The 21,474-nt window shown below is 48.0% G+C and carries 22 protein-coding genes; 19 read left to right on the top strand and 3 right to left on the bottom strand.

The window, feature by feature from the left end; all coding sequences use genetic code 11:
- The first annotated feature begins 15 nt into the window (after positions 1–15).
- From nikB (ACM1ND_RS26315) to ACM1ND_RS26255, 13 genes are all read left to right on the top strand, one after another.
- Entirely contained in the window at positions 16–945 is a 930-nt protein-coding gene (gene nikB, locus ACM1ND_RS26315; RefSeq protein WP_023990985.1) for a nickel ABC transporter permease, read from the top strand.
- Between the two features lie 14 nt (positions 946–959).
- Positions 960–1,775, top strand: a complete 816-nt coding sequence (gene nikC, locus ACM1ND_RS26310; protein ID WP_053326421.1) for a nickel transporter permease — start codon at positions 960–962, stop codon at positions 1,773–1,775.
- Positions 1,775–2,692, top strand: coding sequence for an ATP-binding cassette domain-containing protein (locus ACM1ND_RS26305; protein ID WP_418026888.1), 918 nt, complete (start codon positions 1,775–1,777; stop codon positions 2,690–2,692). The genes nikC (ACM1ND_RS26310) and ACM1ND_RS26305 overlap by 1 nt, the downstream gene beginning before the upstream one ends.
- Positions 2,689–3,465 (top strand): ABC transporter ATP-binding protein, encoded by a 777-nt coding sequence (locus ACM1ND_RS26300; protein WP_071558035.1) that lies wholly within the window; start codon positions 2,689–2,691, stop codon positions 3,463–3,465. Before ACM1ND_RS26305 ends, ACM1ND_RS26300 begins: the two co-directional genes overlap by 4 nt.
- 142 nt (positions 3,466–3,607) lie before the next feature.
- Positions 3,608–5,233, top strand: coding sequence for a nickel ABC transporter substrate-binding protein (nikA, locus tag ACM1ND_RS26295; RefSeq protein WP_418026887.1), 1,626 nt, complete (start codon positions 3,608–3,610; stop codon positions 5,231–5,233).
- Between the two features lie 46 nt (positions 5,234–5,279).
- The gene (gene nikB / locus ACM1ND_RS26290; RefSeq protein WP_076156646.1) at positions 5,280–6,224 is read left to right on the top strand and encodes a nickel ABC transporter permease subunit NikB; all 945 of its coding nucleotides are present in this window, start codon (positions 5,280–5,282) and stop codon (positions 6,222–6,224) included.
- Positions 6,224–7,054: a nickel ABC transporter permease subunit NikC gene (gene nikC, locus ACM1ND_RS26285; protein WP_080682961.1), complete on the top strand. Its 831-nt coding sequence runs from the start codon at positions 6,224–6,226 to the stop codon at positions 7,052–7,054. Before nikB (ACM1ND_RS26290) ends, nikC (ACM1ND_RS26285) begins: the two co-directional genes overlap by 1 nt.
- A gap of 20 nt (positions 7,055–7,074) precedes the next feature.
- Positions 7,075–7,899: an ABC transporter ATP-binding protein gene (locus ACM1ND_RS26280; protein ID WP_068939150.1), complete on the top strand. Its 825-nt coding sequence runs from the start codon at positions 7,075–7,077 to the stop codon at positions 7,897–7,899.
- 38 nt (positions 7,900–7,937) lie between these two features.
- Positions 7,938–8,747 (top strand): nickel import ATP-binding protein NikE, encoded by an 810-nt coding sequence (gene nikE / locus ACM1ND_RS26275; protein WP_023990977.1) that lies wholly within the window; start codon positions 7,938–7,940, stop codon positions 8,745–8,747.
- Positions 8,748–8,889: 142 nt separating this feature from the next.
- Positions 8,890–9,699 carry a transporter substrate-binding domain-containing protein gene (locus ACM1ND_RS26270; RefSeq protein WP_023990976.1) on the top strand — a complete coding sequence of 270 codons (810 nt, stop codon included), beginning with the start codon at positions 8,890–8,892 and terminating at the stop codon, positions 9,697–9,699.
- Between the two features lie 30 nt (positions 9,700–9,729).
- Positions 9,730–10,446 carry an amino acid ABC transporter permease gene (locus tag ACM1ND_RS26265; protein ID WP_023990975.1) on the top strand — a complete coding sequence of 239 codons (717 nt, stop codon included), beginning with the start codon at positions 9,730–9,732 and terminating at the stop codon, positions 10,444–10,446.
- Positions 10,447–10,450: 4 nt separating this feature from the next.
- The gene (locus tag ACM1ND_RS26260) at positions 10,451–11,218 is read left to right on the top strand and encodes an amino acid ABC transporter ATP-binding protein (RefSeq protein ID WP_418026886.1); all 768 of its coding nucleotides are present in this window, start codon (positions 10,451–10,453) and stop codon (positions 11,216–11,218) included.
- Positions 11,219–11,450: 232 nt separating this feature from the next.
- Positions 11,451–12,467 (top strand): asparaginase, encoded by a 1,017-nt coding sequence (locus ACM1ND_RS26255; RefSeq protein ID WP_013312613.1) that lies wholly within the window; start codon positions 11,451–11,453, stop codon positions 12,465–12,467.
- 25 nt (positions 12,468–12,492) lie between these two features.
- On the opposite strand, the gene ACM1ND_RS26250 is transcribed toward ACM1ND_RS26255, so the two are convergent.
- A complete protein-coding gene (locus ACM1ND_RS26250; protein WP_264454385.1) occupies positions 12,493–13,440 on the bottom strand; it encodes a Gfo/Idh/MocA family protein in 948 nt (315 codons plus the stop codon).
- A gap of 112 nt (positions 13,441–13,552) precedes the next feature.
- On the opposite strand from ACM1ND_RS26250, the gene ACM1ND_RS26245 reads away from it, so the two are divergent.
- Positions 13,553–14,512 (top strand): helix-turn-helix transcriptional regulator, encoded by a 960-nt coding sequence (locus ACM1ND_RS26245; RefSeq protein WP_418026885.1) that lies wholly within the window; start codon positions 13,553–13,555, stop codon positions 14,510–14,512.
- A 42-nt stretch (positions 14,513–14,554) separates the two neighbouring features.
- Here ACM1ND_RS26245 and ACM1ND_RS26240 read toward each other — a convergent pair whose 3' ends face one another.
- On the bottom strand, positions 14,555–14,800 hold the full coding sequence (locus ACM1ND_RS26240; protein WP_013312611.1) for a DUF6953 family protein: 246 nt from the start codon (positions 14,798–14,800) through the stop codon (positions 14,555–14,557).
- A gap of 213 nt (positions 14,801–15,013) precedes the next feature.
- Between ACM1ND_RS26240 and ACM1ND_RS26235 the strand changes: the two genes are divergently transcribed.
- Complete coding sequence (locus ACM1ND_RS26235) at positions 15,014–16,414, top strand: transcriptional regulator (protein ID WP_023990971.1); 1,401 nt, start codon at positions 15,014–15,016, stop codon at positions 16,412–16,414.
- A gap of 212 nt (positions 16,415–16,626) precedes the next feature.
- Here ACM1ND_RS26235 and ACM1ND_RS26230 read toward each other — a convergent pair whose 3' ends face one another.
- Entirely contained in the window at positions 16,627–18,363 is a 1,737-nt protein-coding gene (locus ACM1ND_RS26230; RefSeq protein WP_053326412.1) for an ABC transporter substrate-binding protein, read from the bottom strand.
- A gap of 147 nt (positions 18,364–18,510) precedes the next feature.
- Between ACM1ND_RS26230 and ACM1ND_RS26225 the strand changes: the two genes are divergently transcribed.
- From ACM1ND_RS26225 to ACM1ND_RS26210, 4 genes are all read left to right on the top strand, one after another.
- A complete protein-coding gene (locus tag ACM1ND_RS26225; RefSeq protein WP_254348344.1) occupies positions 18,511–20,097 on the top strand; it encodes a DUF4153 domain-containing protein in 1,587 nt (528 codons plus the stop codon).
- A 13-nt stretch (positions 20,098–20,110) separates the two neighbouring features.
- Entirely contained in the window at positions 20,111–20,677 is a 567-nt protein-coding gene (locus ACM1ND_RS26220; protein WP_264454387.1) for a hypothetical protein, read from the top strand.
- Between the two features lie 9 nt (positions 20,678–20,686).
- The gene (locus tag ACM1ND_RS26215; protein ID WP_179085434.1) at positions 20,687–20,836 is read left to right on the top strand and encodes a hypothetical protein; all 150 of its coding nucleotides are present in this window, start codon (positions 20,687–20,689) and stop codon (positions 20,834–20,836) included.
- Positions 20,837–20,997: 161 nt separating this feature from the next.
- Positions 20,998–21,435 carry a hypothetical protein gene (locus ACM1ND_RS26210; protein WP_023990966.1) on the top strand — a complete coding sequence of 146 codons (438 nt, stop codon included), beginning with the start codon at positions 20,998–21,000 and terminating at the stop codon, positions 21,433–21,435.
- Positions 21,436–21,474 lie beyond the last annotated feature (39 nt).

Below are 21,474 nucleotides of genomic sequence, written 5' to 3'. Positions count from 1 at the left end.
CGAGCTGCGTATCCTATGATTCGTTTTATACTGGAACGTGTGGCGCAGCTGCTCATCATTGTATTCGTTGTATCCACGCTGACTTTTGTACTGATGCGGCTCGCTCCTGGTGACCCTGCTACTATTTTGCTCACCGCGCATAATGTCCCTGCCTCTGAGGAGGCGTTGACGACGCTACGGCAGGAACTGGGCTTAAACGAGCCGCTTCATATTCAATATGTGAACTGGCTGCGAGATGTGTTCACGGGGCATTGGGGCACCTCGTATGTATCCAAGGAATCCGTGCTAGCCGAACTATGGAACAGACTGCCTGCTACTGTGGAGCTAGCTGCTGCGGGCTTTGCCGTCATGACGGTGCTTACGCTGGGGCTGGGACTGGCTGCCTCGCTAAAAATCAGCGGCCCACTGGATCGTCTGGGCAGGCTGTTTGCCCTGCTGGGATCGTCGATTCCCTCTTTTTGGCTTGGTTTTCTGTTGATCTATCTATTCTCCGTTCGCTTGGGCTGGCTCCCATCCATGGGAAGGGAGGACTGGACACATCTAGTGCTCCCAGCGCTGACTCTTGGCGCAGGTTTGGGAGCGGTGCAAGCCCGTGTACTGCGCGCTCAAATGCTGGAGCTGGGTGACCGGAATTTTGTGAAAGCAGCGAAGGCTCGAGGCTTTTCACGTATGCATATCCTGTTTTTTGAGATATTTAAGCATGCGGTTCTGCCTATGATTACACTGCTAGGTACCAATCTATCATTTATGCTGGCAGGTAATGTCATCGTCGAGACCATTTTTTCATGGCCGGGGTTAGGTAAGTATTTTATAGATGCGATTACCCAGCGAGATTATCCGGTGATTCAGGGGTATGTTATTTTTGCCGTATTTTTAATTGTAGGTGTTCAGTGTTTGGTGGATTTGGTCCAGACGGCGATAGATCCGAGGCTACGTTTGCGTTAAGGGGGAAGCTGAAAATGAAAAAGATACGGCTTTCCTTTCAAGGGAGCTTGCTGGCAGGAGGCGTACTTTTTGGTCTGATCGTGCTGCTTGGGTTATTGGCTCCATGGGTCGCTCCTCATGATCCTCTTCAAGTGGATCTTTTGAACCGTCTGGCACCACCCAGTCGGAAATATCCTTTCGGTACGGATCATCTGGGTCGGGATGTGCTGTCACGGCTAATTTACGGGATTCGGACGAGCGTGCTAATCGCATGTGCAATTACTGTAGCTACGTTGTGCTTCAGTCTGCCTATAGGGTTGCTCATTGGTTATGTGCGTGGACGTGTAGATCAGCTGATCATGCGGGGAATCGATGGCGTATTGGCTTTTCCTGATATTATTTTAACGGTGGCAATTGTGGGCATTTTGGGCCCGGGTTTTGTTAACATGACCCTTGCGATTATTGCGGTACGGTGGGCGGGCTATGTCCGGTATATCCGTAGTCTGGTTCAAAAAGCCTGTCAGGAGGACTACGTTCGGTATGCCCGTTTATCCGGCAATTCACACGTACGTATACTGAGACGTTATGTATTGCCACAAGCGTTGCCACAGTTGTTGGTTTATGCGGTATGGGATATCGGACGCGTGGTGCTGATGATCGCTGGGCTATCCTTTCTTGGACTGGGTGTACAGCCACCCAAGCCAGAGTGGGGCGTGATGCTGCATGATGCAACCTCATATTTTCAGGTGGCTCCGCATGTCATGATTTTCCCGGGCTTAGCGATTATGCTATTCGTACTTGCCTGCCAGCTTTTGGGCGACCGCTTTTCGGAAAAGGGGGCGGCCAAATAGTGGGAGATCAAATAGCCCTTGGGGGCAAGGATACGATAGAACAAGTGGCAGGGCGAAAACCGTTGTTACACGTGGAACATTTGGAAATCTGCCGCACAGGCGTAGGAGCAAGCGGAAGTGGGAGCAAACCACTGCTGCGGGATGTGAGCTTTTCCATATATTCAGGGGAGATTGTGGCCCTGACCGGACCGAGCGGATGCGGCAAGAGTCTGACCGCACACGCAATCGCAGGCATGCTGGAGCCAGGTATCGGTGTTACGCAAGGGCGTATCTACTATAACGGGGAAGACATTCTCCCGTTCCAGGAACGGCGCTGGCAAAGGCTGCGCCGAGAGGATATTGCCCTGCTCATTCAACAATCGCTGAGCGGGTTGAATCCGATCCGGACTGTCCGCGCCCAGCTGATGGATACGCTTAGACTGCACGGGCGGCGTCGGATGCCGCACGACCAGATGGAGCCGGGGCACGCTGGTGCTGCCCCATCCCACACTGCACCGCAGCAAGTCCACCCGCTGAGCGTGCTGCCACGGATGCGGCAGATGCTGATCCGTGCCATGGAGATAGCCAGAGGAGGCGCTACTCCAGTGCGGGAGGCCTATTTGCGCTCTCTGCTCCGCAAGGTTGGGTTTGCAGATCCTGAGCATATTTTGTCGTCATATCCTTTTGAACTAAGCGGAGGCATGTGTCAAAGGGTGCTGCTGGCTGCAATGTTAAGCTCAGGTCCGAGCCTCTTTATTGCCGATGAGCCTACTACGGCGTTGGATGTTATCAACCGCGACAAGGTTTTGGCATTGCTGCAACAATTGAGAGAAGACTTTGATCTCACCATATTGTTGATTTCACATGATCGCCAAGGTATGAGCCGCATAGCAGATCGAGTGTTGGAGATGAGCCCGGAAGGAAGGATGCACCAGTGATGCTGGAATTGAAGAATTTGACCAAAGCATACCCTGTCCGCAAACGGAGAAAAGGCTGGTTCAGCACGCAAGATAGCGAGCAGGCCGTGAAGAAGGTGAGTCTGGAGTTACGGCAGGGGGAGTGTCTTGGATTGGTTGGAGAAAGTGGAAGTGGCAAAAGCACGCTGGCACAATGTATTCTAGGGCTGGAGTCGTTGACCTCAGGGGAGATTTGGCTGGATCATCAGCCTATACATTTCGAAAAGACGAAGGACGTTCAGCTGTACAAGCGAATCCAGTTGGTTGCACAGGATTCGTCCTCCTCATTGCATCCTCGTATGACCATTCGAGATATTTTAATGGAGCCGATCCACAACTATTTTCCTGAGCTAAAAGCGCAGGCGCTGGATATTTGTCTGTCTCTATTGGAATCAGTAGGAATGGAGGCTGACAGTCTGGAAAAATACCCAGCACAGCTGAGTGGCGGGCAAAAACAGCGGGTATGTATTGCCCGAGCGTTGGCGGTGGAGCCGGATATTATCTTGTTCGATGAATCGATCGCCAATCTGGATACGACAACGCAGTCTTCTGTACTGGACATGCTCAAAAGAATGCAGATGGAACGTCAGTTGTCCTACCTATTCATCACTCATGATCTCCAATCTACTCGTCAGTTTTGTGATCGAGTTGCCGTCATGGTTCAGGGGGAGATCGTGGAAATCTTTAAGGAATGGGATGAAGACTTGTTACAGCATGAGTACACGCGTACTCTGTTTCAAGCGTTGGAGAATTAAGCCATAAATTTAATATTATACAAATTTAAAATAAATAAGAGGATTGCTTGTCGAATATTGTTGACAAAATAGAAAGTGGTACCTATTCTAAATATGATTATGATAATCATTATCACATATATAGAAAAGGGGAAATACATTGATGTCCGTTCGACACCGCAAGACTGCCACCCTTATGTTGGTGGCGCTCCTCTTATTATCCGTTGTTTTGGGCTGCGCGAAGCAGGAAAACACCCCTGCATCCACCTCTACTGACGGAGCTGCCAATGAAAAGTCGATCACGCTATCGTGGCCGCGTGACATTGGTACGATGAATCCTCACGTATACAATCCTTCCCAACTTTTTGCACAATCCATGGTTTATGAGCCGTTAGTCAGCTACAAGCAAGGAGGCAAGCTGGAGCCTGCTTTGGCTGAATCCTGGACTATTTCCAAGGACGGCAAAATATATACGTTTAAGCTGCGCAAAGGTGTGAAATTTTCGGATGGAACGCTATTTAATGCGACCATTGTCAAAAAGAACTTTGACGCTATTATGAAAAATGAGAAAACGCACAGCTGGCTTGGTATAGTAGGCGTTCTCGACAAAACTGAAGCTGTAGATGACAGCACCTTCCGAATGACGCTCAAAGAGCCATACTACCCAGTGCTTCAGGATTTGTCTGTCGTTCGCCCGTTCCGTTTTCTGGGTGAAGCTGGGTTCCCGGATGATGGAGATACGTCCAAAGGAATCAAGAAACCTGTAGGTACAGGACCTTGGATGCTGGATGAATACAAGCAAGATGAATATGCAACCTTTAAGCGTAATCCGAACTATTGGGGTACTGCACCGAAGGTGGATAAAATTACGGTAAAAATCATTCCCGATGGCGAAACCCGTGTAATGGCCTTTGAAAAAGGCGACTTGGATCTGATTTATGGAGAGGGTGTCATTAGTCTGGATGCTTTCAAACAGCTTCGCGACACGAATCAGTATGTTACCACGCTGTCCGAGCCTGTCGGTACAAGAAGCCTGTTACTCAACTCATCCAATCCCAAGCTGGCAGACCTTCGGGTACGTCTGGCACTCCAGCATGGCTTTAACAAGCAGGCAATGGTGGAAGGTGTAACCTCGGGGCTGGAGGAAACAGCGGATACGGTTTTATCCAAAAACTATCCGTATACGAATGTAAACTTACAGCCTGTTGGCTATGATGTGGAAAAATCCAAATCGTTGCTGGATGAGGCTGGCTGGAAGCTGCCCGCAGGCGGTACAGTACGGGAAAAAGACGGACAACAGCTGGATTTTGAGCTGATTTTTGATAAGACTGATCCGATCCAAAAGGCGATGGCTGAAACCGTTCAGGCTGAATGGGGAGAATTGGGTGTCAAAGTGAACCTGACCGGACTGGAGCTGACGGTTCAAATTAAGCGCCTTAGATCCAACCAGTTTGATCTGTACTTCTGGTACAACTATGGTGCGCCTTATGATCCGCACTCCTTTATTAATGTCATTGCCAAGAAGAGCTTCGGAATTTCCGAGGTGCTGAGTGCCCTTCCGATGAAGAAAGACCTGGATCAGCAAGTACACGAAGCGCTCTCATCGACAGATGAAACCAAGCGTCAAGAGCTGTATGCTTCGATTCTGAAGACGCTTCAGGAGCAATCTGCCATTGTGCCTATTTCTTATATTAAGAAAACGGCAGTGTACCAGAAAAAGATTACAAACTTTGTATTCCCGGCTAATCGGGATGAAAATCCGTTTGAGGGAATTGAAATCGGAAAGTAGCTGAAGCCGATAGGTAACGGTAGTTTACAGGATAGGAGGACAACTCATGATCAGCTATATCGGGAAGCGAATGGTAGCGGTCATTCCTATTGTTCTCTTTGCCACCCTCGTTACCTTTGCACTGATTCATATTTCACCAGTTGATCCGGCCGAGGCCTATTTGACGGCTGCTCATATTTATCCTACTCCAGAGATTCTGGAGCAGAAAAGACATGAGTTCGGGCTGGATCAGCCTTTGCTGACGCAGTATATGCATACACTTCAAAGAATCAGTCAATTGGACTTTGGTACTTCGTATCTGACCAACAAGCCGGTGTGGGATGAGGTCAAGGTTCGGCTGCCCGCCACTTTTGAATTGGCTGTGAGCAGTATGGTGCTATCTATTGTGGTGAGTATTCCACTGGGCGTGCTGGCGGCGATGCGTAAAAATGGATGGATCGACATGCTTAGTCGAGGAATTTCATATTTTGGCGCATCTATACCCCAGTTCTGGCTGGGATATTTGTTAATCTTCTTTTTCTCTGTCCGATTGGATTGGCTCCCTGTAGAGGGGCGAGGAACGTGGCAGCATCTGGTGTTGCCCACGGTGACCCTGTCGCTGGTTCTGATTGCTTTATATACGCGCCTGCTGCGTTCCAGTGTGTTGGAGCAGCTTCAGGAAACGTATGTGCAGTATGCCAGAACTAGAGGGATTCGTGAGCGGGTAATCATGCTCAAGCATGTACTGAAAATTGCCATTGCTCCACTGATTACAAGTCTGGGTATGAATCTGGGCAAGCTTCTGACCGGAACAATTATTGTGGAGCAGGTGTTTTCATGGCCCGGGTTTGGCCGTTATTTTGTGGAAGCGATTTTTAACCGGGATATTCCCGTCATACAATGCTATGTGTTTTTGGCGGCATGCCTGTTCATCGTATGCAATTTGCTCGTTGATCTGGTGCATTTGTATATGGACCCCCGAATTTCATCGAAGGGACGAGCAGAGCAGTGATGATAAGGTTGCGTACAATGTTCAAAGGTCAAAAGGTAATCGTGGTCTGCTCTGTCGTACTGGCTGCTCTTTTTATCATTATGGCGCTAGCTCCTTGGCTGGCTCCCCATGATCCGGTTAAAGTCAATTTACTGCACAAGCTGGAGGGACCTTCGAAAGAATACTGGCTGGGGACCGATCATTTGGGTCGGTGCAATTTATCCCGGTTGCTGTATGGAGCGCGGATTTCCCTCGGTTTTGCGACATTAATTTTCCTGTCCTCGCTTAGCATCGGCGTTGTGGTCGGGTCGCTAGCAGGTTATGTGGGCGGCTGGGTCGATAGTGTGTTGATGCGGTTTTGCGAAGGTATTATGGCGTTTCCGAATTTGGTGCTTGTGCTGGGCATTGTCGGTATTTTTGGGCCGGGCCTCATGCAGGTGCTGCTTGCCTTAATGATGGTGCAGTGGGTGTATTATGCCAGAATGTGCCGCAATATGGTCGTCAGTCTGAAAGAACGGAATTTTATAGCTGCTGCAAGGATTAGCGGGTCCTCCTCAGGGGCCATTATCCGGCGGCATATTATTCCGAATGTGCTGCGGCCGATTGTGGTCATTGGTACGCTGGAAATGGGCTGGGCGATCATGGATATTTCCGCGTTGTCGTTCCTTGGTCTAGGCATTCAGCCGCCGACTCCCGAATGGGGAGCGATGATTCATGAGGGAACGGGATACATACGCAGTCATCCGGAATTAATGATCTATCCGGGGGTTATGATTCTGGTGGTGGTGATGGCCTTCAATATATTGGGGGAGGCGCTGTCCGACCGATACGGAATTGCCAAACGTCAGTAAAACGGGAGTGAGTTACAACGATGGACGACAGGGAGAAGGTGCTGGAGGTCAGCGGCTTACAGGTGAAGCTCAAAACCGGTGCCGGGGCGGTATCTCTGCTGGAGCCAACTCATTTTGAGCTGAAAAAGGGACAGGTACTGGGTCTTGTCGGCGAGAGTGGAAGCGGCAAAACGGTAACCTGTAAAGCGTTGCTCCAACTGCTGGATCGCCAGACGATGGACGTGGAAGGTAGTGTCCGTCTGAACGGGCGTGAGCTGAACGGAATGGTGGCCGAGGAGATGCGCCGTATTCGGGGCAAGGAAATCGCGTTTATTATGCAAAATCCGATGAGCGCTTTTACGCCAGTGTATACGATCGGAGCTCAGTTTATGGAAACGGTCCGCACGCACACCGGATTAACCAAACGACAGGCCCATGAACTTGCCATAACGGCTCTGGAAAATATGAATCTGCCCGATCCGGCCAAGCTGATGAAGCGGTATTCGTTTCAGTTGAGCGGCGGGATGTTGCAACGGGTCATGATCGCCATTTCCATGTGCCTGCGGCCAGCAGTAGTTATTGCGGATGAACCAACGACGGCGCTCGATGTGGTCAATCAGCTACAGGTGCTAAGAGAGCTGGATCGCTTGCGTACGGAATACAATACGTCCATTTTGCTGATCTCGCATGATCTGGGCGTCATTTCCCAATTGGCGGATGAAGTGGCTGTCATGCAGCAGGGTCGTATTGTTGAGCAGGCTGAGGTCCATCAGTTATTCGATCACCCGCAGGATGAATATACGAAAATGCTGCTGCATGTCAGACCCAAGTTGTCCATTCGGGGCATAAATCAGGTAGGTGGTTAGTCGCCTGTTCGACGGTTACACTTTCAAAAGGGGAGCGAATGCGCATGCTACAAGTGAAGAAAGTAACTCATAGCTATGGAAGGCGCAAATGGCTGGGCCGCTCTGAACCACGTCCTCCTGTGTTGGCTAACGTTTCGCTTACTATAGAAAGTGGGTTTTGCCTAGGCTTACTTGGTACCAGCGGAGCCGGTAAAAGCACGCTGGGCAAGGTTATTCTGGGGCTGGAGAAGCCGCAGGAGGGTCAGGTGCTGTTCCAGGGACAGGACATTTATAATGCGAGCCCCCAAGTCCGCAGGGGGCTGCGACGGGATATGCAGGTCGTATTTCAGGACTGCTACTCTGCTGTAAATCCCCGAATGACCGCCGGGCAGATTATTGGTGAGCCATTGGACAATTACGAACGGTTATCGGTGCAGGAACAAAAAAGAACGGTCGAAAGCCTGCTGGAACGGGTCGGCCTCAAGCCGGAAGATCGGATTAAATATCCGCATCAATTCAGCGGCGGACAATTACAGCGGATCAACATTGCACGGGCGATTGCGCTCAAACCAAAGCTGATCGTGCTGGATGAGTCCGTCAGCAGCCTCGATATGGTTCACCAGATGCATATTTTATCCCTGCTGGGAGAACTGAAATCTTCGTTTGGATTGTCATATCTGTTCATCACGCATGATATTCGGGCGGCATATGCCATCTGTGATGGCATTGCTGTGATGGAGCAGGGAAGATTGATTGAGCGCTGTGATGAGAAGGATCAGATTTTTGAATCTGCTCATCCGGCTGTACGACGGTTGATCTCGTCCATTTTGCCGGAACATCCAGCAGAGCGTTTTCCGCTTCATGGATAACAGTGGACCCGCAAGGGTCCTTTTTTTGTGCAACATATGGATAAATAATCGAAATGAAATTTACTTGTTGTATTATTTGAATAACCCGTTATAATATAAAATCATAGTAAATTACTTGGATATTAAAAAGGGGATGTCATATATGAAGAAATCTGCTTTGGTAGCAGCGATTGGCCTATCTCTTGTGTTATTAACGGGTGCCTTGAGTGGATGTTCCTCGAAGGATGCGGCATCGGGGGATAAGGTAATCTATGTCGGCACACAAAATGACTACCCTCCGTTTGCTTTTACGAATGAAAAAAACGAGCTGACCGGATACGATGTGGAAGTAGTCAAGGAGATCGACAAGAAGCTGGACGGCTACAAGTTTGAGTTTGTACCTTCTGGCTGGGACGGAATTTTCATGGCGCTGGAATCGAACAAGATTCAGGTCGTAGCAGATGAAATCGCCAAAAATCCTGAGCGCGAGCAAAAATATTTGTTCTCGGATGAATCCTACTTTCAAGCACAATCCGTCATTGTTGTGAAAAAAGGCAGAACGGATATACACTCTCTCAAGGATTTAGAAGGCAAGAAGGTAGCCGCATCAGTAGGCGACTCCTACACACAATTGCTGGAACAATATAATGCGAAGAATGGGAATAAAATTATTTTGAAATACAATGATACAGGCACTTCGTCCGATAACCTTCAAGACGTACAAAATGGCCGGGTGGACGCTTATGTGAATGATCCAGTCATGACGGCTGCTACGATCAAGAAGGAAGGTTTGCAGGTCGAAGCGATAGGTGATCCTGTGCAAACGGATGATATCAATCTGGTGTTCAAAAAGGATAAGCAGGGCGAAGAGCTGAAAGCTAAAATCGACCCGATTATTAAAGAGTTGAAAACGGACGGAACACTGAAAAAATTGTCTGAACAATGGACAGGTGGGGAATATATCCCGCAGTAACAACAATGTAAAGGGTAAAGTGAGGTTCCTATGGAAAAGCTGTTTGACCTTGATTATATGCTGAAAAGCCTTCCCCGGATCGTTGAGTATCTACCCGTTACGCTATGGATTGCATTTTTGTCCATGCTGCTGGGTACGATTATCGGGTTGGCAACGGCGTTAATTCGGATATACAAGGTGCCTGTCTTGGCGCAACTGTCTACGCTGTATGTCTCCTACATCCGGGGAACACCGCTCATTGTGCAGCTGTTTCTCGTATATTATGGAATACCCAAGTTTTTATATTATTTTCAGAGCGAATACGGTTTCTTACAGCAATTAAATATCTACGTGATTCCACCCGAGGTTTTCGCATTGTTGTCATTTTCACTAAATCTCGGGGGTTATCTGTCGGAGACGTTCCGGGCGGCGATTCATTCAGTCGACCGGGGACAATTTGAGGCAGCTAATTCCATCGGCATGAGCCAAACACAAATTATGCTCAAAATTGTATTGCCGCAGGCGTTGACGGTGGCTTTGCCCAATCTGGGAAACACGCTGATCAGTACGGTGAAGGATACGTCTTTTATTTTTATGATCGGTGTCGTCGATATGATGGGACAGGCTAAAATTATGGGCGCGCGGGCGTTGGCTTTTTTTGAGGTATATGTTGCGGTGTCCCTGATTTACTGGTTGGTGTGCATTATTATTGAGCGCGGGCTTGTCGTGCTGGAGAAGCGTATTCGAATTTACGAAAGAAGTGAGTAAGAGCATGATCAAGCTTCATCAAATTCATAAGCATTTTGGGCAGCATCATGTGTTGAAGGGCATAGACCTGACGGTAGGCAAGGGAGAAGTTGTAGTCATCCTGGGCCCAAGCGGATCGGGGAAGTCCACGCTGCTGCGCAGCATTAATTTTTTGGAACAGCCAAACAGCGGAGTCATTGAAATTGACGGTGTAAAGGTCGATGCCGCCAAGGCAGGAAAAAAGGACATTCTCGGACTACGGATGGCAACGGCAATGGTATTTCAGCAATATCAATTGTTTAAAAATTTGAATGCACTCCACAATGTGATGATTGGTCTGACCAGTGTGAAAAAGCTGGATCGTAAGCAGGCGAGGGAGATCAGTGAAGGCATTTTGGAAAAGGTCGGGTTAAAGGATCGTATGACCTATTATCCTGCCCAGCTTTCGGGTGGACAGCAGCAGCGAGTTGCGATTGCCCGTGCTTTGGCACTAAATCCGCAGGTGTTGTTGTTTGATGAACCGACATCCTCACTTGATCCTGAACTGGTGGATGAAGTGCTGTCCGTGATCCAAAAGGTGGCGAGTGAAGGCAATACGATGATTATTGTCACGCATGAGCTTGGTTTTGCGAGAGATGTAGCGGATCGGGTTGTGCTGATGGAGCATGGTGTGATCGTGGAGCAGGGACCCGTGGAGCAGTTTTTCACCAATCCGAAGGAAGAACGGACACGGCAGTTTCTGGGCAAAGCGTTGGTACAGAGAGCGCCACAGGAGCAGCCTGTATCCCCATAAAAAGTACGTGGATGGGTTATAGGTATGTACAACGCTGTAGACTTATTGCACTTATAGTAAAAAGCACGTTAGACAAGTCGCAGGAGGAAGGAAGGCCCGCGCTTGTTTGTCGTGCTTTTTTGGCGCCTCTTATCCCAAATTCTTTTCCATTGCAAAGTAGCTTATCACACTTATTCATGATAAATTCTAAGAACAATACAGTGAAGATGTAATCGGGAAGGAACATTGGCATATGAAAAAGGTTTTGTTCATTAATACCGGAGGGACCATTTCTTCCTCTTATCAGGAAAACGGCCTGACACCGACCCAATCGGCTGAAAATATTTTGGCGGAAATTCCGGAGCTGAAGGAGATTTGCGAGATTGATGCCCATAATCTGATGAGCATTGATAGCACAAATACACAACCAGAGGATTGGGCTTCCATCGCCCGGATGGTACATCGTTCGCTCGATCAGTACGACGGCATTGTCATTGCACACGGTACGGATACGATGGCTTATACGGCTTCAGCCTTGAGTTTCATGCTGGGAACCGTAGACAAACCCGTCGTTGTGACAGGTTCACAGGTTTCCATTTTGGCGGAGCACAGCGATTCCAAAAAAAATGTAATTGACTCATTCCTGACCGCATGTGGCGAGGTGGCTGGGGTTTTTGTCGTGTTTAACGGCAAAATTATCAATGGTAGCCGTAGCTCGAAAATCAGAACACGCAGCTATAACGCCTTTGAGAGTATTAACTATCCGTACATTGGCCTCGTGGAGAACGGTAAGGTGGTCTATACGGAGGGCGTATTTGCAAATCGCAGTACCGTTCGTCATCCATACAACGACGGGTATGCTTCCGAAGTATTTCTGCTCAGGCTGATTCCGGGTACGAATCCGGCGATTTTCGATGCCATTCAGGGCTTGGGCTATAAAGGTATCGTCATTGAGGGCTTTGGTATGGGTGGCGTCCCTTTTAAAGAAAGAAGCCTGATCAGTAAAATCGAGGAACTGATGAAGGACGGTATGAGTATTGTCGTGACTACTCAATGTCCTTATGAGGGCGGGGATTTGACGATTTACGAAGTGGGGCAAAAGGTACTGGAGAAGGGTGTTATTCCGGGGTATGACATGACAACGGAAGCGCTGGTGACGAAAATGATGTGGGCGTTGGGGCAGACGACCGATCCGGCCGGGGTAGCCAAGATTATGGCAACGAACTACGCAGACGAAGTTTCCCTGCCTGCGGATACAGCTTCCTTATAGGAAGCTGATTTCCGTAGATACCGGGTTAACGCTGGCCTTGCCCCAGTCTGCTTTTAATCTCAATAGCCACTTTCAGCGCTTGTACAGCCGATTCCAGTGGAATCAGGCTTTCCGAATGTCCACCAAAACATTCAAGTGCATGATCCAAACTTTTTTCGTATGGATTGGCAGATTCGAGGTTGATTTTTTGCTGTCCTGATGCGGTATACTCATATAATGCGGTAGGTATAAGATCGTTTTCGTCGCTTTCATGAAATACCAGCTTGGCCTTTTCGAAATAAGCTTCATAGGCCACTGTGAAGGGGTAGCTTCCCGGCATGTGGGATGAGGCGATGACTTCTGTGAATGTATCCCGATGCTGAAAGTAAGCACGAACCTGTGCTTGTTCAGGATGGGTAACTTCTGTACCCCAGACTGTAAATGGATCACAGGGGCCTAATAGCCAGGTCAGTAAATCCAGTTCATGAATCATGAACTGAGTAGGGATGGAGCTTAGTCCAAGATCCCCCCACAGAGGAGGCGTTTCTCTTTTCAAAGATAAGGAGATAAGCTTTCCGTACTTCTGTTGGCGGTATGCCTCATACAGATAGGTATAGGCGGGATCAAACTTAATGAACTGGTTGACCAGAATCTTTTTGCCATATTGCTCCGCAGCTTGTTGCATAAGAAGAGCGTCTTCGAGATTAAAGCAAACGGGTGTTTCACAAAATACATGCTTACCGTGCTTTAGCGCATCCACAGCATATGACCTATGCAGGTGGGAGGGCAGGCATAGATCGACGATATCCACGTCTGGATCCAGCAGAATATCCTCTATATTTTGTGTGACTTCTACGTTTAGCTCCTCTTTCAGCTTTTGCAGCTTGGTTTCGTTCCTTCCAAATACCATGATTCTGTTTACCTTGGGATGGTTGTTTAACAATGAGGCATGATATGCGCCGAATCCCGTCCCCAATATTCCAATATTCATCATCCATTACACCCCTTTACTTCTATGATACACACCTATTGCTGCCAACAGGGTGTCAACAATCTTTGCATCATCTTTTCAATTCGGGTTAACCATCTATTGTGGAGGTATGATTGTGAGACTGCATCGTTTAATCGCGATTTTATTATGTATCGAATCTAGAGGGAGAATGAAGGCCAAGGAATTGGCGTTGGCACTGGAAACCTCTGTACGCTCCATTTACAGGGATATCGACCTCCTGGCTGAAGCCGGCGTTCCGATTGTTACCGCATCCGGACCGAAGGGCGGAATTTATTTAATGGAGGGTTATACGGCGAACCTGAAACAGTTGAATGGCGGGGATGTCATTCAGTTGTATTTAACAGGGATGGGCATTTATACAGGCGGGCCCACCGAATCGGGTTTGAAGTTAAAGAATGCTCTGCTCAAACTGGAACAGACGATGCCAGACCCGTATCAGTCCGATATTAAGAAAGCCAAAGCACGGTTTTATTTTGATGATACGCCGTGGTGGACGGAACGTATAGCCATTCCTTGTCTTGAGGCCGTGAGAGCTGCAGTGTGGGGGTCCCATAAAATAACCATTCAATATGAGAAGGCTGACGGAATCTGTTCTTCCCGTCATGTGCATCCCTATGGACTTGTGGTGAAAAAAGGAGATTGGTATCTCATTGCCTTCTGTGAAGTTGGGCAGGAGATTCGGACCTTTAAATGTGAGCGAATCAAGGAGGTTCAGCCGTCTGCGAAAGTGTTTGAGGTTCCGGTCGATTTTTCGCTGGAACATCATTGGATGAGGCAAGAAACCGCGTTTAAGCAGCTTTGTACAGAGAAAGAATACTATCCCGTTCTGATCCGAACGAATAAGAAGCAAGCGGGAATTATAGCGAAAAGAATGGAAATCATCCAGTCTGTACAGGAAGGCAGTCATTTCATTCTAAAGGTCAACATGTATAGTTATGAAGCGGCTTGTCGCGATGCTATGGATTGGATCGGTAGGGTTGAAGTTTTGGAGCCTGCAGTACTCCGACAGTTTGTGAAGGAAGAAATTAACCGACTCCAGAGGATATATGGATAAATGATTAAAAAAACACCTGCCTAGGGCAGATGCTTTTGCTTGTTAAGTCCAGGCCCAGAGAAATCCGTCACGATCCCAGGCAATTCTACCACCATGAAGCTTGCGGAATGCTTTTTTGATTTCTTTTTCCAGAGATACATGACCATGCTCGCTTATAAACACATACTGCTCTCCATACTCAGAGCGTACATATGCAATTGCATCTTCTTGTTTCAGGGTGCCCACTTCACGGATCTGCGCGACCATCCATTGTGCAATCTCTTGTTCTGTTGTAGGGGTGTTGTCCATTTGTCGTATCCTTTCCTGCGTACCGATTGGGTGTAGCTGTTCGGCTCACCTCCCCGTAGTATACGGCAATTCGGAGAATTATTGAATTTTTTGATATAAATTTACTTGAGCGGTTGGCTAAGTGGGCTTTCTTTTGTATAATTAAGGGAATATTCACGGGAATTTTCTTTTTTTGTATTGTAATCATGCAAGTAATCCCTGGGGGTGCCTGATTTGAAGGAAACAACCACAATTCGCGCAGAGCTGGAGCAGTACATCAGACGAGAAGGAATTACGATTAGTAAGTTTGGGGAGAACACAGGTATTAATGCAGGGACGATCAGTGCCATTATTAACGGTAATCGTCCGATTGCGATGCTGCTGTTGGATCGGATTGGTGCAGGCATGGGGCTTGAAGAAGGGAGCCTCTATGAGTTATACATTGATGAATTTATACGGAATACGGCACCGAATTGGCGACGGGTTCGCCCCTTTTTGCATCGCTGTGCAGAGCTGAACAAACTGGATTGTATTAAGCAAGTCGTGGAGTTTATGATGGACTATCTCATATACGCCCCAGCTTTGTTTGAGACAGCAGAAGAATTATTCAGTGAAGGTAAGTTCGAGGCTGCGGCAATTATTTATAAAAATGTTTCGGAAAGTGAAAAGTACCAACATTCAGAGCGTCTGGCGCTCTGCCAATACCGTTTATTTACGATTGCCGTTGGCGATGACCAGGACGAAAACTTATGGGCAGCCACACATTTCGAAAGCTTTGTGGACCGACTGGGTGAAGCAGACCAACTGGATGCCTTAAGAGACTTGGCCAATACCTATGCCTCCTTGCGGCGTTGGGATAAAGTAGAATGGTTTGCTGAAAAAATGGCTCAAAAAGCCAAGGTACAATACGAGCAAAAATACGGAAATACCAGAAGATCGGAGCGTGGCAAGGAACCTAAGGGTCCTTTGTTTATGTATATTGTATACTCTTATGTGCTGCGCGCCGGGGTGTGGGATGAGCGCGGGGATTATCAGAAGGCGCTGGAATTTGTATCCCTATACTCTGATTTGAGCTGGGTGCAAGAGGATACGGAAGAAGCTCAGCGTTTGAAGGCCCTTTGTAGCAACTGGGCTGAGGCCAACGGGTATTTATATCAATTGATGTCCGGCAGCCTGGATGTGATTCCACAGTATGTAGATTATTTGGAAAAAAACGAAGGTGAAATTCTGGTGGGGCTACATAAAATTATGGTAGCGGCCAACCGTTATGATTTTAATGTAGATCATGTACTGCAGCGCTTTGAAAAACAAATTGAGGCATTTGCAGATCAGCATGTCAAGGTAGGGACCTATACGGAGCAAATGTCAGCAGATCTCTATGCACGATTTTTGGCAGAGATGGCTTGTTATGATCTCAACAAACATCGTTATTCCAAAGGTATGAAATTCCTGCTCGAGAGCCTTTCCTATTCCGTCGTGCTGAATGGTAATCCTGTCACAATCAAATGTGTAGGATTATTTGAAAAGTTTCGGCATACTGCCACTTCTGAGGACAAAGAGGAATATAAAAACTTACTTGGAGAGGTAGAGTACATCCATGATAAAAAAGATCGTTTTTTCTCTGCTCGCATTTAATGTTTTTGTCCTATTGAATTTTTCACCCGTTCCCCCCCCTATGGAAGATCCTAGCGACGTCCACAGCCATGGGCTGGGGGGATGGGCTTTTTCATCCCTTGATACATCTACCTGAAAAGGTCTAGATTGTCGTAACCCAAAAGGTATCCTCTTATGAAGAAGAGGATACCTTTTTTTGATGTGGAAGTGCATTTGAAGGAGCACTTTTGCCGTCAAGAGTGGGGAGTTGGAAGTTGAGCAGGCGGAAACCAGACATGACGCAGATCCACCCAGCCCTGACTGTTAAAAGATACACCGCGCACAGAAGGAAGATAGGCCGTCTGAACGGGCTTTTCATATAAAATATGCAGCTGGTGCTCATCCATGAGCCGAGTTTCGATATGTTCAAATTGCTGCGCCCTAACAGTATGATCGGCCTCCCGTGCAATTTCACGCAGCAGTCTTTCGATATCCACACGGCTATGAGGCTCCACATGCCCAGATACATTGAGATACAAGTCAAACAGGCGTAATTGCTCATCACGGTCACGAAAGAGAGAAAAGATGATTAAGTCTGACTCCATACGGATAGATGAGCTTTTGAATTCATTCATAGATGCGGCCACGATGTTACAGGTATACCCACAGGATTCGAGCTGAGCCGCAACCCGGTCTGCGTCCGCTTTATACTCGGGAATGGTAGCAATTTGTAGTGCCGCCAGTGGTTCATAAGAATCGTTAGATGAATCCACTGCTGGAGGAAGGGAGCGATGATCCAGACATGCTACAATGCGGGCACGTATTTCTGGGTTGCGCAACGGTCCATCCTTGTGTGTATTACATGTGATAAATTTGCGTACCGAAGCCGCCGAGTGAATCTGGCTCCATGCGGTATCCGTATCTCCCGCTGATACGGGATTATGGATAATGTGAAAAGAAGAAGCGGTGTCTTCCGTATCCGACGATTCCAGCTTAGTCGCCCACGGGAGTTGGACAATTTCCACTCGGTCCAGATGAGCCCGGCCTTGAAAATAAGGTGCGAAAGCCTCCAGTGTACACAGGCTTTCGTTCATTTCCGTGACTTTGAATGCCCCTGTACCGATAGGGCGGATGCCAAAGGCGGCCTCACCCACCTGATTAAGCTCACGCGGCACAATCGCAGCCCGGCTGGTACACAGGAAGGATAGAAATAGCTCGTTCGGCTCTTTTAGTACGAAGCGTACCATCGTCGGGCTCAACGCCTGGACGTGCTGAATTTGCCGGACGATAAAATGATAAAGTCGCCTTCCCGGCGCCCGACTCAGTCGCTCAAAGGTATAGACGACGTCTTCAGCGGTCAGTATTTTTCCGTTATGAAACAGCACTTCTTTACGTAGGAAAAAGGTCCACTGTGTACGAGTGGCGTCCACCTCCCAAGCGTGCGCCAATCCCGGCAAAATCTCACCGCTTTCGTTCGCCCGGCGGGCCAGGCCATCAAAGACGTGGCTGGATACGAAGGACTCGGCGAGCCAGTTCAAGTACAACGGGTCCAGCGTATAGAGTTGCTGGCGAATAGGCAGACGCAGCGTGTCGATCTGCTGCTGATCACTGCGCACCTCCGCGTGATGCCCAAAATAATTTAGCAGCCAGCCTTGCAAATGCTCCTGCATGGTGGAGGAGCGTGAATGAACTCGGATCTCATCCAGCGCGCGTTTGATATCATGGCGGTCTATGGCTTGCATCATGGATTGCACGGCAATGTCTTCCGGCTGAATGAGGAAGCGCAGACTGGAGCGGCGGCCTCTGCCTCGGCGGGGAGTCCATTGTATCCAGTCGTGCTGCTCCATTTTCTGAATGATCATCAAGGCGTTGCGGTGAGTACAGTCAAAAATAGCCGCCAGCTCATCCAGCGTCGTCTCTATGGTATGGTTTTCGTCCTTGTCGTCAGCTGCGTGTGAGTGAAGCCGTAAAAATTGGGCATGGAGTTTCATTCAAGGTTGCTCCGTTTCCCCTATATTTGATTAAAAGCGTAGCCACTTTTATAAAATAGGAAATTTTGTTTGAATTAATTTCTCTTTATCTTCTTATTTTATCATCTACAATAAGGGTTATAAAGCATATTTGTGGAGGTATTTACCATGCATGACAAGATGAATGGAACGTCTTTGCCGAAAACGTCGTTTCTGTCCGCCTTTGCTGGCGCAATTGTGTTGGCGCTGGTTCATCAATATCTGTTTTACGGACATGGGCTGGGCGTGTCTATGCCAATTTTTGTTATTGTGTTTTACGCCTATATGTATGCCTTTAATCGAGATCGTTTCCAGTTAGGATCATGGATAGGGCGTTTACTGTTTGTGATCATTTTCATGCTGGCATTGACATATGCGCTGTTCAATAATCCGGTCCTATATGTGTTAAATGCGCTGGCGATATCTGCTCTGATTAGCGTACATATGGTGCTGCTGTTTGGGGAGAAAAGGCATGGCTGGTCGGAACCCGGTATTATTGGTCAGGCGTTAAGCCATTGGTTTTATCAAAACTTTCGTCATATCGTGACCCCGTTTCGGATGGTTAAGACAGTAGCCCTTCGGAATGTGAAGGATGAGCGTAAGCGTGTATTGGGCAAAGTGATAATCGGTTTGCTTATTGCCTTGCCGCTACTGTTCATCATCATATCTTTGCTGGCTTCGGCAGATGGGATGTTCGAAAAGCTGTTATCTGGTATACCCGATTGGATCGGCACACTGTCCTTTGGGAGTGGCATGCTGCGGCTGATCTGGACCTGCTTTTTCACCTTCTGTTTCTTCTGCTACTTGTGGGGATTTGTACAGCCTGCTCCGCGTAATACGCAAAGAGAGACTCAATCATGGCACGGGTTAAATGAGCGCACGAATGGTCCAACCACCGAGTACGATGGTCATTCTTCAGTGATGATTGACCGACCAACGGTGCCTTACCACGAGCCGGTCGCGATCAAGTTTGATCCTGTAATTACCGCTACGGTGCTGATTGTCATGAATTTGGTGTATGTTGTGTTCGTTGTGTTGCAGTTCGGATATCTGTTTGGTGCATGGGAAGGTGCTCTGCCCGAAGGAACCTCGTATGCTGAATATGCGAGAAGAGGATTCGGGGAGCTGGTTATGGTAACAGGTATCAACTTTGTGCTGATGATCAGTGTATTGAAGTGGACTGAATTTGGCTCAGGTATAGTGCAAAAAATGAACAGCGGCCTGCTGTACATACTCGTGGGTTGTTCGGGTGTGATGCTGTACTCGGGATATACCCGGCTGGTTATGTACGAAGAAGCATACGGCTATACGTACACCCGCTATTTGGTACACGCGTTTATGATTTTTCTGGGCTTGCTACTGCTTATTGCAGCTGTGCGCATTCATTTCCGTCAACTGCCGTTGGCGAAATATTATATTGTACTCGCTCTGGTCGCCTATGTCGTCGTGAACTATGTGGGCATTGATATACGGATTGCTGAAAATAATCTCGAACGGTATCGTACGACATCGGTGATAGATAAGGAATATTTGAGTGAGCTATCGGCAGACGCGATTCCGCTGCTGATTGACTTTAGTCGTAAGGAACATGGATCACTAGATGAGTTTTTACAAGCCCGTTTGACGAGCATGACGAGAGAAGAATCGGCTTGGCCTGAATTCAATTGGGCAAAGTATCGAGCGCAACGGGAATTGCACGACTATATTTTGGAATGAGAGGTGTTTGGGAATGATCGGAACAGAGACGGTACAGGGTATGGTATTGGAGCTACAGGATGAAATGTCACAGTATCAGCATCAGTTTGGGGTAAGACGAAACCATTTTCTCGCGGAGGCTATGTCCTACGGAATGAGTGAGGAGGAATGCCAGTCTTATGCTATCCAGAGTATTGGTCCGGTCGTTCCCGTCGCCTATATGCCTACGTTGGCCCCCGGCAAAACCCGACCGCTCAGTCCAATGTTGGCAGCGCGGTACCGATATGCGGGGGATTGGAAGGACATCGACGAGCATCTGCTCCTACCAGATGAAGTGCTGCGGATCGCAGGTACAGAGCAGTTCCGCAGCTGGATCAGCGATATGCGGAATTACTGGGTGGAATCGGCTCCATACCGATTCGGGGATGATCGTCTTTCGCTGCTGTCGGTTGCGAGCGAGGAAGAGGGTCACTTTTCCATGCTCGTCTGGAAGGAGCCTGGTGAAGAGCCTGAAGTATGGACGTATGCTTTGCAGCATGAATACCGATTCAGTCATCTGCTCCATTGGTTCAAGTGGCTGAACGGGCGCAGTGAAGAATGAGAGGTACAGATGATGAAAAAGAATCGTAATTGGGTCGTGCTATTTATCGGCATCGCTCTGATGATGGGGGCAGCAGACTATTTAACACAAGCTAAGCCTACGACTCCTCCTGAGCTTATCGTTCCAACCGTAATCAGTGAAGAAAGCCTTCAGTTGTGAGAATGAAGTTAATTTTTTGTAGTATTACGTTGTTAAAGTAAGCCGGAATTCACCCTAATAGTTGAGAGGGAATTGAGGCCAACATCAATGAATGTGGAGCCATTCAGATGTTCAAGCGACTCCGTCATTTCCTCTACAGCTTATATTCAGGGGGAATTTCAATGGCTAGAAGTGCAAGTACTTACGCGTCTGTAATTGACGGTTTTAAGGTAGAAACGAACAAAAAGTATTCGCCAGTAGGTGGAACGAAGTGTAATATTTTTGCACAAGATGTGATGTCTGCGATGTCGGCTTCCCTGCCAAGTGGCTTAGCCAATCAAATGGCTGATGCTTTACTGAATAAAAAGGCGCCGGGCTGGGACTCTGTAACCTTTCAGGATGCTCAAAAAAGAGCAAATCTAGGGTATCCTACCATCGGTATCAAAAAAGCGGATGGTCATGGTCATGTAGTCGTTGTCAGACCAAAGGGTTCATCGATTACGATTTTGAAAGAGGTACAGGTTGCTCAGGCGGGGACAAAAAATTATAACAGTAACACTATTAACTACTCGTGGGTGGCAGCAGATTTGCCTGGAGTGAAATTCTACACACACGACTAATTGGATTCGAGATATCGGCAATCTAATGACCCTGGAAGC

Origin of the sequence: Paenibacillus sp. JJ1722 (assembly GCF_048282685.1) — a bacterium.
In the GTDB taxonomy this organism is placed as follows: Bacteria; Bacillota; Bacilli; order Paenibacillales; family Paenibacillaceae; genus Paenibacillus; species Paenibacillus polymyxa_B.
Note: the sequence above shows the minus strand (reverse complement) of the source record. Positions and strands in the feature narration are given on the sequence as shown.

Coding starts and splice junctions, on each gene's coding strand:
- nikA (WP_418026887.1), top strand. CDS start 3,608: ATGTCCGTTCGACACCGCAAGACTGCCACCCTTATGTTGGTGGCGCTC.
- ACM1ND_RS26215 (WP_179085434.1), top strand. CDS start 20,687: ATGATGAAAAAGAATCGTAATTGGGTCGTGCTATTTATCGGCATCGCT.
- ACM1ND_RS26270 (WP_023990976.1), top strand. CDS start 8,890: ATGAAGAAATCTGCTTTGGTAGCAGCGATTGGCCTATCTCTTGTGTTA.
- nikC (WP_053326421.1), top strand. CDS start 960: ATGAAAAAGATACGGCTTTCCTTTCAAGGGAGCTTGCTGGCAGGAGGC.
- ACM1ND_RS26230 (WP_053326412.1), bottom strand. CDS start 18,363: ATGAAACTCCATGCCCAATTTTTACGGCTTCACTCACACGCAGCTGAC.
- ACM1ND_RS26210 (WP_023990966.1), top strand. CDS start 20,998: ATGGCTAGAAGTGCAAGTACTTACGCGTCTGTAATTGACGGTTTTAAG.
- ACM1ND_RS26220 (WP_264454387.1), top strand. CDS start 20,111: ATGATCGGAACAGAGACGGTACAGGGTATGGTATTGGAGCTACAGGAT.
- ACM1ND_RS26255 (WP_013312613.1), top strand. CDS start 11,451: ATGAAAAAGGTTTTGTTCATTAATACCGGAGGGACCATTTCTTCCTCT.
- ACM1ND_RS26240 (WP_013312611.1), bottom strand. CDS start 14,800: ATGGACAACACCCCTACAACAGAACAAGAGATTGCACAATGGATGGTC.
- ACM1ND_RS26280 (WP_068939150.1), top strand. CDS start 7,075: ATGGACGACAGGGAGAAGGTGCTGGAGGTCAGCGGCTTACAGGTGAAG.
- nikB (WP_076156646.1), top strand. CDS start 5,280: ATGATCAGCTATATCGGGAAGCGAATGGTAGCGGTCATTCCTATTGTT.
- nikB (WP_023990985.1), top strand. CDS start 16: ATGATTCGTTTTATACTGGAACGTGTGGCGCAGCTGCTCATCATTGTA.
- nikE (WP_023990977.1), top strand. CDS start 7,938: ATGCGCATGCTACAAGTGAAGAAAGTAACTCATAGCTATGGAAGGCGC.
- ACM1ND_RS26250 (WP_264454385.1), bottom strand. CDS start 13,440: ATGATGAATATTGGAATATTGGGGACGGGATTCGGCGCATATCATGCC.
- nikC (WP_080682961.1), top strand. CDS start 6,224: ATGATAAGGTTGCGTACAATGTTCAAAGGTCAAAAGGTAATCGTGGTC.
- ACM1ND_RS26225 (WP_254348344.1), top strand. CDS start 18,511: ATGCATGACAAGATGAATGGAACGTCTTTGCCGAAAACGTCGTTTCTG.
- ACM1ND_RS26265 (WP_023990975.1), top strand. CDS start 9,730: ATGGAAAAGCTGTTTGACCTTGATTATATGCTGAAAAGCCTTCCCCGG.
- ACM1ND_RS26260 (WP_418026886.1), top strand. CDS start 10,451: ATGATCAAGCTTCATCAAATTCATAAGCATTTTGGGCAGCATCATGTG.